This is a genomic window from Streptomyces sp. Ru71 (assembly GCF_002920535.1).
Taxonomy (GTDB): Bacteria; Actinomycetota; Actinomycetes; order Streptomycetales; family Streptomycetaceae; genus Streptomyces.
Map to the genome: position 1 here is coordinate 55,310 of NZ_PQSS01000038.1, position 13,722 is coordinate 69,031.

10 protein-coding genes are annotated in these 13,722 nt (G+C 70.8%); 3 read left to right on the forward strand and 7 right to left on the reverse strand.

The annotated features are described in order from the left end of the window. Positions 1-161: 161 nt before the first annotated feature. Positions 162-1,319: an acyl-CoA dehydrogenase gene (locus tag C3489_RS22245; protein WP_103783790.1), complete on the forward strand. Its 1,158-nt coding sequence runs from the start codon at positions 162-164 to the stop codon at positions 1,317-1,319. Positions 1,320-1,602: 283 nt separating this feature from the next. On the opposite strand, the gene C3489_RS22250 is transcribed toward C3489_RS22245, so the two are convergent. After that, on the reverse strand, positions 1,603-2,160 hold the full coding sequence (locus C3489_RS22250) for an acyl-CoA thioesterase (protein ID WP_258054899.1): 558 nt from the start codon (positions 2,158-2,160) through the stop codon (positions 1,603-1,605). Positions 2,161-2,279: 119 nt separating this feature from the next. Here C3489_RS22250 and C3489_RS22255 point away from each other — a divergent pair, with 119 nt between their 5' ends. Beyond that, positions 2,280-3,560 (forward strand): LCP family protein, encoded by a 1,281-nt coding sequence (locus tag C3489_RS22255; protein ID WP_103783792.1) that lies wholly within the window; start codon positions 2,280-2,282, stop codon positions 3,558-3,560. 57 nt (positions 3,561-3,617) lie between these two features. On the opposite strand, the gene C3489_RS22260 is transcribed toward C3489_RS22255, so the two are convergent. Further along, complete coding sequence (locus tag C3489_RS22260) at positions 3,618-3,977, reverse strand: four-helix bundle copper-binding protein (RefSeq protein WP_103783793.1); 360 nt, start codon at positions 3,975-3,977, stop codon at positions 3,618-3,620. A gap of 127 nt (positions 3,978-4,104) precedes the next feature. Further along, complete coding sequence (locus tag C3489_RS22265; RefSeq protein WP_181139788.1) at positions 4,105-5,475, reverse strand: LCP family protein; 1,371 nt, start codon at positions 5,473-5,475, stop codon at positions 4,105-4,107. A 229-nt stretch (positions 5,476-5,704) separates the two neighbouring features. On the opposite strand from C3489_RS22265, the gene C3489_RS22270 reads away from it, so the two are divergent. Continuing rightward, a complete protein-coding gene (locus tag C3489_RS22270) occupies positions 5,705-6,742 on the forward strand; it encodes a glycosyltransferase family 2 protein (protein WP_103783795.1) in 1,038 nt (345 codons plus the stop codon). A gap of 21 nt (positions 6,743-6,763) precedes the next feature. Here the strand turns inward: C3489_RS22270 and C3489_RS22275 are convergent, their stop codons facing one another. The 4 genes from C3489_RS22275 to C3489_RS22290 all read right to left on the reverse strand — a co-directional run bounded on the left by C3489_RS22275 (position 6,764) and on the right by C3489_RS22290 (position 13,554). Continuing rightward, positions 6,764-8,425: an LCP family protein gene (locus C3489_RS22275; protein WP_181139784.1), complete on the reverse strand. Its 1,662-nt coding sequence runs from the start codon at positions 8,423-8,425 to the stop codon at positions 6,764-6,766. A 136-nt stretch (positions 8,426-8,561) separates the two neighbouring features. Further along, positions 8,562-10,136 (reverse strand): LCP family protein, encoded by a 1,575-nt coding sequence (locus C3489_RS22280; protein ID WP_103783804.1) that lies wholly within the window; start codon positions 10,134-10,136, stop codon positions 8,562-8,564. Between the two features lie 140 nt (positions 10,137-10,276). Continuing rightward, the gene (locus C3489_RS22285; RefSeq protein ID WP_103783796.1) at positions 10,277-12,115 is read right to left on the reverse strand and encodes an LCP family protein; all 1,839 of its coding nucleotides are present in this window, start codon (positions 12,113-12,115) and stop codon (positions 10,277-10,279) included. A gap of 251 nt (positions 12,116-12,366) precedes the next feature. Further along, entirely contained in the window at positions 12,367-13,554 is a 1,188-nt protein-coding gene (locus C3489_RS22290) for an LCP family protein (RefSeq protein ID WP_374936764.1), read from the reverse strand. Between the last annotated feature and the right edge of the window lie 168 nt (positions 13,555-13,722).

Genomic DNA, 13,722 nt, shown 5'->3' on the forward strand with positions numbered 1-13,722 from the left:
GCGCGTGCCGAGCATAGCCGGGGCAAGACCGTGGCCCTCACCGGGCGGATTTCCCTTTGTCGTCCAGGTCACGTACCCATGGCGCGTCCAGAGCTCTAAAATTTGAGTTACTTAACGGTAATTAGCGTTGGTATCACAGCGTCTTTGGAGCGTGAGAGACCTTGGCCGGATCGGCTGACTTCGACCTGTACCGCCCGTCCGAGGAGCACGACATGCTCCGCGACGCGATCCGCTCGCTGGCCGAGGCGAAGATCGCGCCGCACGCCGCCGCGGTGGACGAGGAGGCCCGCTTCCCGCAGGAGGCCCTCGACGCCCTCGTCTCCAACGACCTGCACGCCGTCCACGTACCCGAGGAGTACGGCGGCGCCGGCGCCGACGCCCTGGCCACGGTCATCGTGATCGAGGAGGTGGCCCGCGTCTGCGCGTCCTCCTCCCTGATCCCGGCCGTGAACAAGCTCGGCTCCCTCCCCGTGATCCTCTCCGGCTCCGAGGAGCTGAAGAAGAAGTACATGACGCCGCTCGCCAAGGGCGACGCGATGTTCTCGTACTGCCTCTCCGAGCCGGACGCGGGCTCCGACGCGGCCGGCATGAAGACCCGCGCGGTCCGCGACGGCGACCACTACGTCCTCAACGGCGTCAAGCGCTGGATCACCAACGCGGGCGTCTCCGAGTACTACACGGTGATGGCGGTCACCGACCCGTCCAAGCGCTCCAAGGGCATCTCCGCCTTCGTCGTCGAGAAGTCCGACGAGGGCGTCTCCTTCGGCGCCCCGGAGAAGAAGCTCGGCATCAAGGGCTCCCCGACCCGCGAGGTCTACTTCGACAACGTCCGCATCCCCGCCGACCGCATGATCGGCGAGGAGGGCACCGGCTTCGCCACGGCGATGAAGACCCTGGACCACACCCGCATCACCATCGCCGCCCAGGCCCTCGGCATCGCCCAGGGCGCCCTCGACTACGCCAAGGGCTACGTCCAGGAGCGCAAGCAGTTCGGCAAGCCGATCGCCGACTTCCAGGGCATCCAGTTCATGCTCGCCGACATGGCCATGAAGATCTCGGCCGCCCGCGCCCTGACCTACCAGGCCGCAGCCGCCTCCGAGCGCGGCGACGCCGACCTCACCTACCTGGGCGCCGCCGCCAAGTGCTTCGCCTCCGACGTCGCCATGGAGGTCACCACGGACGCCGTCCAGCTCCTCGGCGGCTACGGCTACACCCGCGACTACCCGGTCGAGCGCATGATGCGCGACGCCAAGATCACCCAGATCTACGAGGGCACGAACCAGGTCCAGCGCATAGTGATGGCCCGCAACCTGCCGTAACGCTCCGCTGACTGACAGCACCACACGGCCCCCGGCACCCGTGCCGGGGGCCGACGCGTCCCGCGCGACGCCCCGCAGTGACCACCGGCCGCAGGCGCTACACCAGCCACGACGCAACAGCAACGGGCCGCCGCAGGCAAAAAGGGGCGCGGGGAACTGCGCGACGAGCCACAACGCAACAGCAACGGGCCGCCGCAAGCACCCGCACAGGCCACCGCAGGCAAAGGCGACCACCCACAACGCACCCGCAGCCGAAACACCGACCCGGCGCCGCAGGCAACCGTCAGTCCTCGAACCCCTCCGCCGCCCGCCGCTCCCGCAGCTCCATGATCGCCCGCCGCCGCGCCAGCCGATGCGTACGGCGGATCTGCGCCTCCTGGTACCGGCGCTTGTCCCGCTCCGTCTCCGGCAGCACCGGAGGAACCTGACGCGGCTTGCCGTCGGCGTCGACCGCGGCGAAGACCAGGTACGCCGAGCCGACCTGGGTAGGCGGCGTGGACTCGTTCCAGCGTTCGGCCAGCACCCGCACACCGACCTCCATCGAGGTCCGCCCGGTCCAGTTGACCTGCGCCTTCACATGCACCAGGTCACCGACACGCACCGGCTCCAGGAACGCCATCTCGTCCATGGACGCGGTGACCGCGGGCCCGCCCGAGTGGCGGCCGGCGACCGCGCCCGCGGCGTCGTCGACCAGCTTCATGATCACGCCGCCGTGCACCGTACCCAGCAGATTGGTGTCGTTGTGGGTCATGATGTGGCTCAGCGTGGTGCGGGACGCCGACGTCGGCTTGCCCGGGATCTCCGGAGTGTCCGCTTCTGCGGCGGGGGCCTGATCTGTCATGCCGTCCACCTTATGCCGAACTGACATCCGAGTAATTTGTGTCAGCTTCGCAACAGGCCTGACCTTATTTTCCGACGGCCCTTGTAAGGCCCACCGCCGCGACCGGCACACTGGGGCCCATGAATGACTGGCCCGAGGCATGGTCCGACGACAACCGCGGCACCCGCTACGGACGCGGCAGCTCCGGCGCACAGCCGGAAGGCGCCCGCGTCATGCGGCAGGTCCGCCGGCCCGCGCCGGGCCAGCGCCCGCCGGCCCAGCAGTACGGCGCGGTGCCGCCGCAGCCGTCGTACGTCGACGGCGGCGAGGGCCCCGGCGGCTACGACGGCGGGTACGACTCCGGCTACAACACCGGCCAGGTGTACGGCACCCCCGCCGGCCGCGGCCCCGCGGGCCCCACCGGCGGCGCCCCGCGTCCCGCGCCGAACTGGCGGCGCCGGATCAAGTGGACGTCGATCACGCTGGCGACCGTGCTCGTGGTCACCACCGTCGGCACCTACTTCTGGGCCGACTCCAAGCTGCGCCGCGAGGTCGACCTGTCCAAGGTCATCGACCGGCCCGAGTCCGGCAAGGGCACGAACTACCTGATCGTCGGCTCGGACAGCCGCGAGGGCATGTCCAAGGAGGACAAGAAGAAGCTGCACACCGGGTCCGCCGAGGGCAAGCGCACGGACTCGATGATGATCCTGCACGTCGGCGACAACGGCGACACGCTGATCTCGCTGCCGCGCGACTCGGACGTGGAGATCCCCTCCTACAAGGGCTCCGAGTCCGGCAAGACCTACCCGGCCACCGGCCGCCACACCAAGCTCAACGCCGCCTACGCCGAGGACGGCCCCGAGCTGCTGGTGCGCACCGTGGAGTACAACACCGGCCTGCACATCGACCACTACGTGGAGATCGGCTTCGCCGGCTTCGCGAACATCGTGGACGCGGTCGGCGGCGTCGAGATCACCATCGACAAGCCGTTCAAGGACAAGTACTCGGGCGCCGACTTCCAGGCCGGCAAGCAGACCCTCAACGGCGAGCAGGCCCTCGCCTTCGTCCGCACCCGGCACGCCTTCGCCGCCTCCGACCTGGAGCGCACCAAGAACCAGCAGAAGTTCCTCGCCGCCCTGGCCCACCAGGTGGCCACCCCGGGCACGATCCTGAACCCGTTCAAGTTCTACCCGACCATGGGCGCCGGCCTGGACTCCCTGATCGTCGACAAGGACATGGGCCTGTACGACCTGGGCTCGATGTTCTTCGCGATGAAGGGCGTCAACGGCGGCGACGGCACCTCCATGAACATGCCGATCTCGGGCTCGCGCGGCGGCAACCTCGTCTGGGACAAGACGAAGGTGAAGACGCTGGTGAACGAGCTGAACAACGACGAGAAGGTCACGGTGTCGGGCAACTGACCGGGACGGCCCGGGGCCACCCCTGAGCGGGGTGCCCCCAGGCCGGCGCGCGGAGTGTCACATGGTGGCGCCCGCCATCGTGCGGCACATCTCGGCGCAGCGGCGACAGGACTCGGCGCAGCGCATCATCTGGGTGTCGTCCGGCATGCTCATACACGCCTCGGCGCACATGTCACAGGCGCGGGCGCACATCGCGCACATCTCGGCCGACATCGGCGAACGCCGCATCATCATGTCGGCGCACATCCGGGTCATCTCCGAGCAGTCCATCAGCGCGCGCATGACCTGCATCTGGGCCGAGCCGCCCATCTGCAGGCAGGAGCTCATCGTCTCCTCGCACACGGTGTGGCAGGACATGCACGCCTCGACGCAGTCCTGCATCTCCTTGCTCATGGGGGTCGCGGCAGACTCGGTCATGGCTCCTCCTGCGGGGTGGCAGGGGCCCCGGGGCAGGGCCCCGTGCATGCCCTTCCGTGGTACGCCTCCCAGGGCCGCACGTCCATCGGAGGTCCCTACGACAGCTGCGGCACCGGCCGCCGCGCGCTCACGCGCAGCCCACCTCGTTGCCCCGGACCACCGCCGCCTCCGCCTGTCCCGGCTGCTCGGCGCGCACCTTGCGGACCTGCCGGAAGTCGGTGCCGGCGATCACCTTCATCAGCGGTCCCCGGCCGGGCGCCGGGCGCAGCTCACTGCCGGGCAGCGCGGCGGCCAGCGACCGGGCGGAGCGGTCCCAGCGGGGGTCGTAGAGGATGACCGTGCGGCGCGTGCCGGGGGTGGTGGCGTTGCTCGGGGCGCCGGTGGTGCGGAAGCCGGCCGCGGCGAGCGCGGCGTCGACGCGGCGGCCGAGGCCGGCCGTCGCGGTGCCGTTCTCCACCTGGACCTGGATCTGCTGCGGGGCGACCTCGACGTCGACCGGGGCGGCGGTGGTGGCGCGCGGGCGGTGCGCGGCCAGCGGCTTGTCCTCGCGCAGGGCCTCGAACAGCCTGGCCGCCTTGGCGTCGTCCCACTTCACCGTGGAGCCGATGCCCTTGACCGCGTAACCGACCTGCCCGACGGGGACCGTGGTGAACTCCGAGGAGGACGGGGAGAAGGTGCGCATGGCGCGGCCGAGGTCGAGCAGTTCGTCCGCGCCGAAGCCCTTGTCGGCCCGCACCGAGCCGAGCACGGCCCGGGTCACGTCGCGGAACTTCAGCGGGTTCAGCAGCACCCCGGAGGAGGTGGCCCGGTCGACGAGGGCGGCCAGGAAGCGCTGCTGGCGTTTCATGCGGCCCAGGTCGGAGGCGCCGTCGATGTGCCGGGAGCGCACGTACTGCAGGGCCTCGCCGCCGGTGAGGGTGTGGGTGCCGGCGGGCAGGTCGAGGCCGGTGTAGGAGTCCTTCAGCGGTTCGGCGGTGCAGATCTTCACCCCGCCCAGCTCGTCGACGGTCTTCATGAAACTGGTGAAGTCGACCTCCAGATAGTGGTCGATCTTCACATGGGTCATGTCCTCCACGGTGCGCACGGTCAGCTGAGGGCCGCCCTCCGCGTAGGCGGCGTTCAGTTTGACGGGGTGCCCGTTGTGCCGCTCACCGGTGGTGGCGTCGGTGTGCGGGGGCGTCTCGGCGTAGGAGTCGCGCGGCAGGCTGACCACGCTGGCCCGGTCCCGGTCCTCCGAGATGTGCACGATCATGATCGTGTCGGTGCAGTGGCAGGGGGCGCCGCCGAGGTGGTACCGCTTGCGCTCGTCGGGGGAGATCTTGTCGCGTCCGTCGGTGCCGACCAGCAGCACGTTCATGCCGTGGCCCGCGCGGGGCCGGTTCTTCATGTCCTTGAAGGGGTCGACCCGGGCGATGTCCGCGTCCAGGCTGGAGATCACCGCGTGCCCGATCCCGGCGGAGGCGAGGACGACGACCGACAGCGTCGTCACCGCCCGCATGGCCCAGCGTGGCCTGCGGCGCCCGGCGGGCGGCCGGGGCGCACGGGACGGCTTGGGACGGCGCTGCGGCCGGGACGGCGGCGGGCTGGGCGGCTTGGACAAGAAGGACACCTCCGGACGAGGCCGTACGCGGGATCCGTGAGCACGGTAGGTCCATACGATCTGCTGCCCGGTCACCGGCTCACGCGGCGCGCAAGGCTGTCCCCCGTTCGCGGTAACGTGAGCACCGATGAACGCCAACTCCGACGTGCAGCTCCCCGCCGTGTCCGTGATCATGCCCGTCCTCAACGAGGAGCGGCATCTGCGCGGGGCCGTCCAAGCGATCCTCGCGCAGGAGTACGCCGGCGAGATGGAGGTCGTGATCGCCCTCGGTCCCTCCACGGACCGCACGGACGAGATCGCGGCCGAGCTCGTCGCCGAAGACCCCCGCGTGCACACCGTGCCGAACCCGACGGGCCGCACGCCCGCCGCCCTCAACGCGGCGATCAAGGCGTCCCGGCATCCGATCGTGGTCCGCGTCGACGGGCACGGCATGCTCTCCCCGAACTACATCGCCACCGCCGTGCGCCTCCTTCAGGAGACCGGCGCGCAGAACGTCGGCGGCATCATGCACGCCGAGGGCGAGAACGACTGGGAGCACGCCGTCGCCGCCGCGATGACCTCGAAGATCGGCGTCGGCAACGCCGCCTTCCACACCGGCGGGCAGGCCGGGCCCGCCGAGACGGTGTACCTCGGGGTGTTCCGGCGCGAGGCGCTGGAGCAGCAGGGCGGCTACAACGAGGAGTTCATCCGCGCCCAGGACTGGGAGCTGAACTTCCGCATCCGTGAGGCCGGCGGGCTGATCTGGTTCTCGCCCGAGCTGAAGGTGTCCTACCGGCCGCGTCCTTCGGTGCGCGCGCTGGCCAAGCAGTACAAGGACTACGGCCGTTGGCGGCACGTCGTCGCCCGCTACCACGCCGGCTCCATCAACCTGCGCTACCTCGCCCCGCCGACGGCGGTGTGCGCCATCGCCGCCGGGATCGTCGTCGGCGCCGTCCTGACGCCGTGGGGCTTCCTGGTCCCCGGAGGCTATCTCGCGGCGATCGCCGCCGGGTCGCTGCCGGCCGGCAAGGGGCTGCCGCTCAAGGCGCGGCTGCAGATCCCCGTCGCGCTGGCCACCATGCACATGTCGTGGGGCTACGGCTTCCTGACCAGCCCCAAGTCGCTGGCGCGCAGGGTCATCGCCTCCCGCCGCCCGGCGGTGCTCAGCGGCGAACCGCAGCGCTGAGCACCACCCCCGAACCCGGCCTCACCAGGTGAAGGCCGGGTTCACGTGCATGCACTGGCTGTCGTCGGCGGCGTTGATCGCCTGCGCCGACTCCGGGGTCTTCCCGTCGTCCTTCGGCACCTGGTACGCCGAGCCCGTGCGCCAGTCGGCGCCCACGACGAGGGTGACGCCGGACACGTCCGTGGACTTCTGCACGGCGCCCGCCGGCAGGCCGAGCAGCTGCGCGACCCGGCGGGCGTCGCCCTCCAGGTCGGCGCTCGGGTAGCGCACGACCGTGCTCGCCTCGCTGACGGCCGCCGAGGGGTCCGCGACGGCCCCGGTGAGGCCCTTGTCCTTCAGCAGCTGCGCCACGGTGGACGCCCGGCCGCGGGCCGGGGCGAGGGTGTCGGTGTGGGTGCCGTTGAGCACCTGCACGGCGATCTCGCCGTCGGGCGCGGGCTGGTCGGCGGCCGCGGACGGGCTGGGGGAGGGGGCCGGCTTCCCCTTGTCCTTGCCGTCGAGGGCCACGTCGTCGCGGACCATGCGGAACAGCTTCTCGGCGTCCGCGGTGGGCTCGACGCGGGCGCCGACATAGCGGTTGGGCATGGTCGTCATGGTGATGCGGTCGGTGGGCACCTTCTTCAGCTCGACCGCCAGGTCGTACATCTTCTTGATGGTGCCCAGACCGTCGTCGACGGTGATCGCCTTCGTGGCCGCCTCGGCCAGGGCCCGCAGCGCGCCCGGGTTGCCCAGGGTGGCGTTCTGCCGCAGCTGGCGGACCATCGCGTTCAGGTACATGTGCTGCGCCTTGGCGCGGGCCAGGTCGCTGCCGTCCTCGAAGCCGTAGCGGGTGCGCAGCCACTGCAGGGCCTGCTCGCCCTTGACCGGGGTGGTGCCCTCGGGCAGCTTCAGGCCGGAGCCGTGGCCGTCACTGGTGTGGGAGTAGACGTTGGCGTCCACGCACACCGGGACTCCGCCGACGGCGTCCGCCATCGCCACCACACCCGAGAAGTCGATCATCATGAAGTGGTCGATGTGGATGTCGGTGAGCTTCTCCCACGTCGCCACCGTGCAGCCCGGGCCGCCCCGGCCGAGGGAGGTGTTGGTCATCACCCGGCCGCTGGTGGCCTCGTAGACCGTGCCGTCGTCGGGATCGGTGCACTTGGGCAGTTGCAGCAGCGTGTCGCGCGGCATGCTGATCACCGACATGTTGGAGCGGTCCGCGGAGACGTGCAGCAGCATCTGGACGTCCGCGAGCGGGACGCCGCCGAAGGTCTCCTTCGCGCCGCCCAGCTCCTGGTTCTCCTTGGTGTCGCGTGCGTCCGAGCCGATCAGCAGGATGTTCAGCGGCTTCTGCCCGGCCGCGTTCGCCGTCGGCGCGGGCGCCATGTCCTTGGCGTCGCCGAGGTTGAGGTCGTCCTTCCTGATGTTGTCGTTCAGGTGCCGGTAGTAGAGGTAGCCGGCGCCCGCCGTGCCGAGCACCAGCAGCGCCACGGTCGCCGCCGTCCAGCGCAGCACCCGGCGCCGGCGCGGGCGCGGGGCCTTCTGCGCGGGCGGGGCGGTCCTCTCCCCGGGCGGGGCGGCCCCTTCGACGGCCGCCGCCGGCTGCGGCTCCTGTGCGTCCTCCTGCGGTCCCGGCCGCCCGGTCCCGCGTACGCCGGTGAGCGTGCCGTCCCCCTGCACGTCGTTCCTCGTCGTGGTCACTTCCCCGTCCTCCCCACCCCTGGGCCGTGCTCCCGGCCGGCCCCCCTCGGCCGGTTCTGCGCGCCATCATCGTGCAGCCGGGTAAGAGTTCCCTTTGTGCCGGCGGACGGCTCCCGTCCGCCGGTCCCGCCCCGCGCTACCAGCGGTACGGCTTGTAGACGTCCATGCACTTGCCGCTGTCGTCCGCGCTCAGCGCGTCGGCGTCGTCGGGCAGGTCCCCGGCGGCGGGCGGCGGCTGCACCGGATACGCCGTGCCCTCACGCCAGTCCGCGCCGACGACGACGGTGACCCCGGAGACGTCGGTGGACTTCTTCACCGAACTCAGCGGGATCCCCAGGGCCTTGGCGACCTGCTGGGCGTCGCCCTCCAGATCGGCGCTCGGGTAGCGGACGACGGTGGCGGCCTCGGCGGTGGGCGGCGCGGTGTCCTTCGCCGCCCGGGCGAAGCCCTTGCCCACCAGCGCCTGCGCGATCGTGGCGGCCCGGCCCGGCACGGCGGCCTGCGCGTCGGACCGGGTGCCGTTGCGCACGGTCACGCCGATCTGCGCGTCGGGCGCGGCCGGGTCGGCGGACGGCTTGCCCTGTTCGGCGGGCTTCGCGGCGCCGGACTGCCCGCCCTTCTTGTCGAAGGCCACGTCCCCGCGGATCATCCGCCAGATCTGCTCGGCCCGGTCCCCGGCCGGCACCAGGTGCTCGCGGTTCTGGGAGTCCTCCACCGTGGGCAGCGTCGTCATGGTGATCCGGTCCGGCGGCACGGTCTTGAGCTGCATGCCGAGGTCGTAGAGCTTCTTGACGGTTCCGATCTCCTCCGACACCTGCAGCGACTTGGTCGCCGCCTCGGCCAGGTCCATCAGCCGGCCGGTGTCGGTGAAGACGTTCTGCGACCGCAGCGTGCGCATCATCGAGTTCATGTACATGTGCTGGGCGCGGGCGCGCAGCGGGTCGCTGCCCCAGGCGTGCCGGGTGCGCAGCCACTGCAGGGCCTGGACGCCTTTCACCTTGTGCGGGCCGGCCGTCAGCTTCAGCCCCGAGCCGCCCTTCTGCGCAGGCAGCGGGCGGTCCCACACGTTCTGGTTGACGCACACCTCGACGCCGCCGATGGCGTCCGCCATGCGCACCACACCGGCGAAGTCGATCATCATCCAGTGGTCGATGTAGACGCCGGTGAGGTTCTGCCAGGTGGCGAGCGTGCAGCCGGGACCGCCGCGGGCCAGCGACTCGTTGATGATCCGGCGGTCGGTCTCCGGAAAGACCTCGCCGGTCTTCGGGTCCGTGCACCGGGGGATCTTCACGCGGGTGTCGCGCGGGATGCTCACCACGGACGCGCTCTCCCGGTCCGCGGAGAGGTGGATCAGCATCTGCACATCGCCCAGCGGAGGATTGCCGCGGTTGTCCCGGCTGCCGCCGAGGGCGACGTTCGCGTCGGAGTTACGGCTGTCGGAGCCGATCAGCAGGATGTTCAGGGGTGTCTGTCCCGCGGCGTTCGGCTCCGCCTTGCGGGCCTTGGAGTCGCCGCTGCTGCGCTCGCCGCTGCGCAGGTTGCCGTTGAGGTGCTCGTAGTACAGGTAACCGGCGGCCGCCGTGCCCAGTATCACCACCGCCAGCACGGTCGCCGACCAGCGCAGCACGCGCCGTCTGCGCCGCTTGCGGTCCGTGCCGCGGCCGCCCCGGCCCCGGCCGGACCCGCTCCCTTTCCGCGTGGTCAGGGACATCGTGTCCTCGACCGCGGGCACCTCCCCCTGGACGCCGCTGCGCGCCACAGCTGCCCTCCCCACCCTCGTCGGTCATCGAACGGGCCTGTCGTTACGCCCTCTTAGACGTACGACAGGCCCGTTCGGTGGCCCTGCTGCGCTCAACTGGCGCACTGAACCTTGTCGGCCGTGGACTGGTTGTCGACCTCCGGCGCCTTCGCCGGTGCCGTCATGGAGACCCCCGCCCCCTTGAAGTCCTTGCCCAGCGTCAGCGTCATCGTGGGCAGACCCTGCGAGTTGGTGACGCTCTGACCCGGCTTGAGCGCCGAGCCCGGCAGGCCCATCAGCGCGGCGAGCTTGCGCGCCTGAGCGGCCTGGTCGGGCGCGTACTCCAGCGTCGTCTTCGCCGCCTCGGCCGGCGCGTTGCCCGCGTTCTCCGACTTCAGCACGCCCGCGTCGTTCTGCAGCCAGGCCAGGGTCTGCGAGGCCGAGCCGGCCTTCGCGCCGCCGTTGAGGATGCGCACCCGCACCTCGTCGGCGGGCGCCTGGGTGCCCTGCAGCCGGGCCGCCTCGGCGTCCTTGGCGGCCTTCTCCTTCTGCTTCACCTCGGTGAAGGACACATCGCCCTTGATGGCGTCGAAGACCTCCGGCGCCTTGTTCGGGTCCGGCACGACCGTCGCGCGCACCTTCTCGGCCGGGTTGTCGATCACCGGCAGGGTCAGGAAGGTGATGTTCTTCGTCGGGACCTTCTTCAGCTCCAGCGCGACGTCCTTGAGCGTGCTGACCTTGCCGATGCCGGTGTCGACGGTGAGCGCCTTGGTGGCCGCGTCGGCGAGCTTGTACAGCTTCTTGGGGTTGGTCAGGGTGTCCGTGGAGGACATCTTGCGGGCCAGCGAGCCGAGGAACTGCTGCTGCACCTTGATGCGGTCCAGGTCGCCCTCGTTGCCGAAGCTGTGCCGGGTGCGGACGAAGGCCAGCGCCTGCTCGCCCTCGATGGTGTGCTCGCCCTGGGACAGGTTCAGGTGCGACTTCGGGTCGTTGACGGCGTGCGCGAGACACACGTCGACGCCGCCGACCGCGCTCGTCAGCGTCTTGACCGCGTTGAAGTCCGCCATCATGAAGTGGTCCACGTGGATGCCGGTGACCGCCTCCACGGTGCGCATGGTGCAGCCCGGGTCGCGGCCGTCCTGGCCGAGGCTGGTGTTGAACCGGACGTTGTCCGTGCCGGCGACGACCTTCGTGGAGCCGTCGGGCTGGATCGTCGGGCAGTCCGGGACGTCGACGATCATGTCGCGCGGGATGCTCATCGCGGTCGCGTTCGTCCGGTCCTTGGCCACGTGCAGCAGGATGTTGGTGTCGGCGTGGCCGACGCTGCCCTTGTCGCCGTAGCCCTCGTTGCCCTTGCCGGTGCGCTTGTCCGTGCCGATGATCAGGATGTTGAAGGCCTCGTCCTTGCTGAAGCCCTTCGACCCCGCGTCGCCGACGTCCGTGGTGCTGACGTTGCCCTCAAGGTGCTTGATGAAGAGATAGCCGGCGGTGCCGACCAGCACCAGCAGGAACGCCATCGTCCCGCCGGTCCAGATCAGGGCCTTCTTCGCCTTCGACTTCTTCTTCGCCGGGCGCCGTCCGCGCCGGCCCGGGAGCGGCTCCGGGGGAGCGCCGCGGCGCCTGCGGGGTGACGGGACGTCACGTTCCGGCGCGGCCCGGTCCGGTGCGGGGGAGGGGGCGGCGGTGCGGGACCGGGCGGTGCCGGCCGCTGCGCCGGGTGCCTTTCCGCGCGCCGCGGAGCCGGCGGCGCGGGTCGCGCCGCGGGCTCCGCCCTGGGTTCCCGGCCCGGCCGCGCCGGGCGCCCGCTGACCGCGGGGTCTACGGGGCGAGGGAACCGCCGACTGCGGTGCGGAAGGAGTCAGTCGCAGTTCGTATTCGCCGGTGTTCGGATTGAGCACCCACTGGTCTGCGGGATCGATGTTCTCCGCCCGCCCACGGCCTTGCGCGTCCACGGTTGTCCGAATCCTCCGTCGGGGCCACGCCGCGCCTTCCCCCATCAGGCGCTCCGGTCTCGGTCTCACAGTGCACGACCTGCACGACCCCCAGGACGGACCTCGTGGCCGGGTGCACCGGATCGCTCACCCTATCCGGCAAGTTCGACATCGGGCGACGGCCGTGACACATTCCACGCCCGTTACGCGTCCCTACAAGCGGGCAATTGCCTCATTTCCTGGAACGCGAGTTCGGCGTCTTGGCTGTCGCTTTACTCGCAGGTGTCGTGGGCGGCGGTGTTCCCCTGGAACGTGGGCTGGGGGGATTCGGCGTCCGAAGGCCTGCCGGGGTGCTTTCCGTCGCGCGTTGCGTCACCAGTTCCGTACGTGCTGTAGCCGGAGTGGGCGTTCTCGGTCACTTTTACCGGCCTGTCCCGGCGCAGAAGATCGAACAGCCTTTCCGCCTCGGGCTCCACGAGCTGGTCGCGATTGGCGTTGTAGACGTACGACTCACGGGGAACGGTCAAAAACTGGATGTGTTCGGTGGGGATATCACGCAGTCCGCGCACGAGTTGGTACAAACCACGCAGATTTGCCAGATCCGGGTCGGTGGTGAGGGACGAGGTCGCCGCGTCCAGAACGGGATACAGCTTCACCGGGTTCAGCAGGACGTCGTTGCTGCGGACCTTGTTGACGAGCGCCGCGAGGAATTTCTGCTGCCGGTCCATACGGTCGGTGTCGCTGCCGTCGCCGAGGGACTTGCGGGCGCGGACATAACCGAGGGCCTGCTCGCCGTTCAGCGTGACGCGGCCGGCGGGGAGGCGGAGCTTGGCGGCCTTGTCGTGGATCGGCTTCGTCAGGCAGATCTCGACGCCGTCGACGGCGTCCACCATCTCCTTGAAGCCGCTGAAGTCGACGACCACGTGGTGGTCGACGCGGATGCCGGTCAGCTTCTCCACCGTGCGGATGGTGCAGGCGGAGCCGCCCATCTCGAAGGCGTGGTTGAACATGGCGAACATCGGCTCGCTGCGTTCGCCGTCGCCCTTGGCCTTGCCGCCCTGGAGGAGGCAGGAGGGGATGTCGACCATCAGGTCGCGGGGGAGGGAGACGGCGGTCGCGCTGTGCCGGCCGGTGGACAGGTGCAGCAGGATCGTGGTGTCGGAGCGTTCGGTGCCGGAGTCGTGGCCGTAGGCGGCGTTGTCGCCGCCGGCGCGCGAGTCCGAGCCGATGAGCAGGATGTTCTGCGCATCCTTGGTCAGGGCGGTGGGGCGCTCCTTCTCGTACCGGGCGAGCTCGCGGGCGGCGGCCTCGTCGGCGGTGATGTTGCCGTCCAGCTTGGCGTAGAGCACGGCGGCGGTGACCGCGGCGGCGAGCAGGCCGACGGTGACGCCGGCACCGGCCCGCAACGCCCACCGGCGCCGACGGCGCCGCGCGGTGCCTCCGGCGGTGGCGCCGGGCAGGGGGCCGTGGGTACGGGGGCGTATGGATTCCGCGCGGGTCACGCTGGGTCCACCCCTCCCTCATGCCGTACGAGCGAGTCGTGCTGCTCTTACGACGATGCCGCGGGTGGGGGCGCAGGGGGTGGGGGTGGTGGGCCGAATGGGGGATGTCGTGTGTCTGCGGGTGGC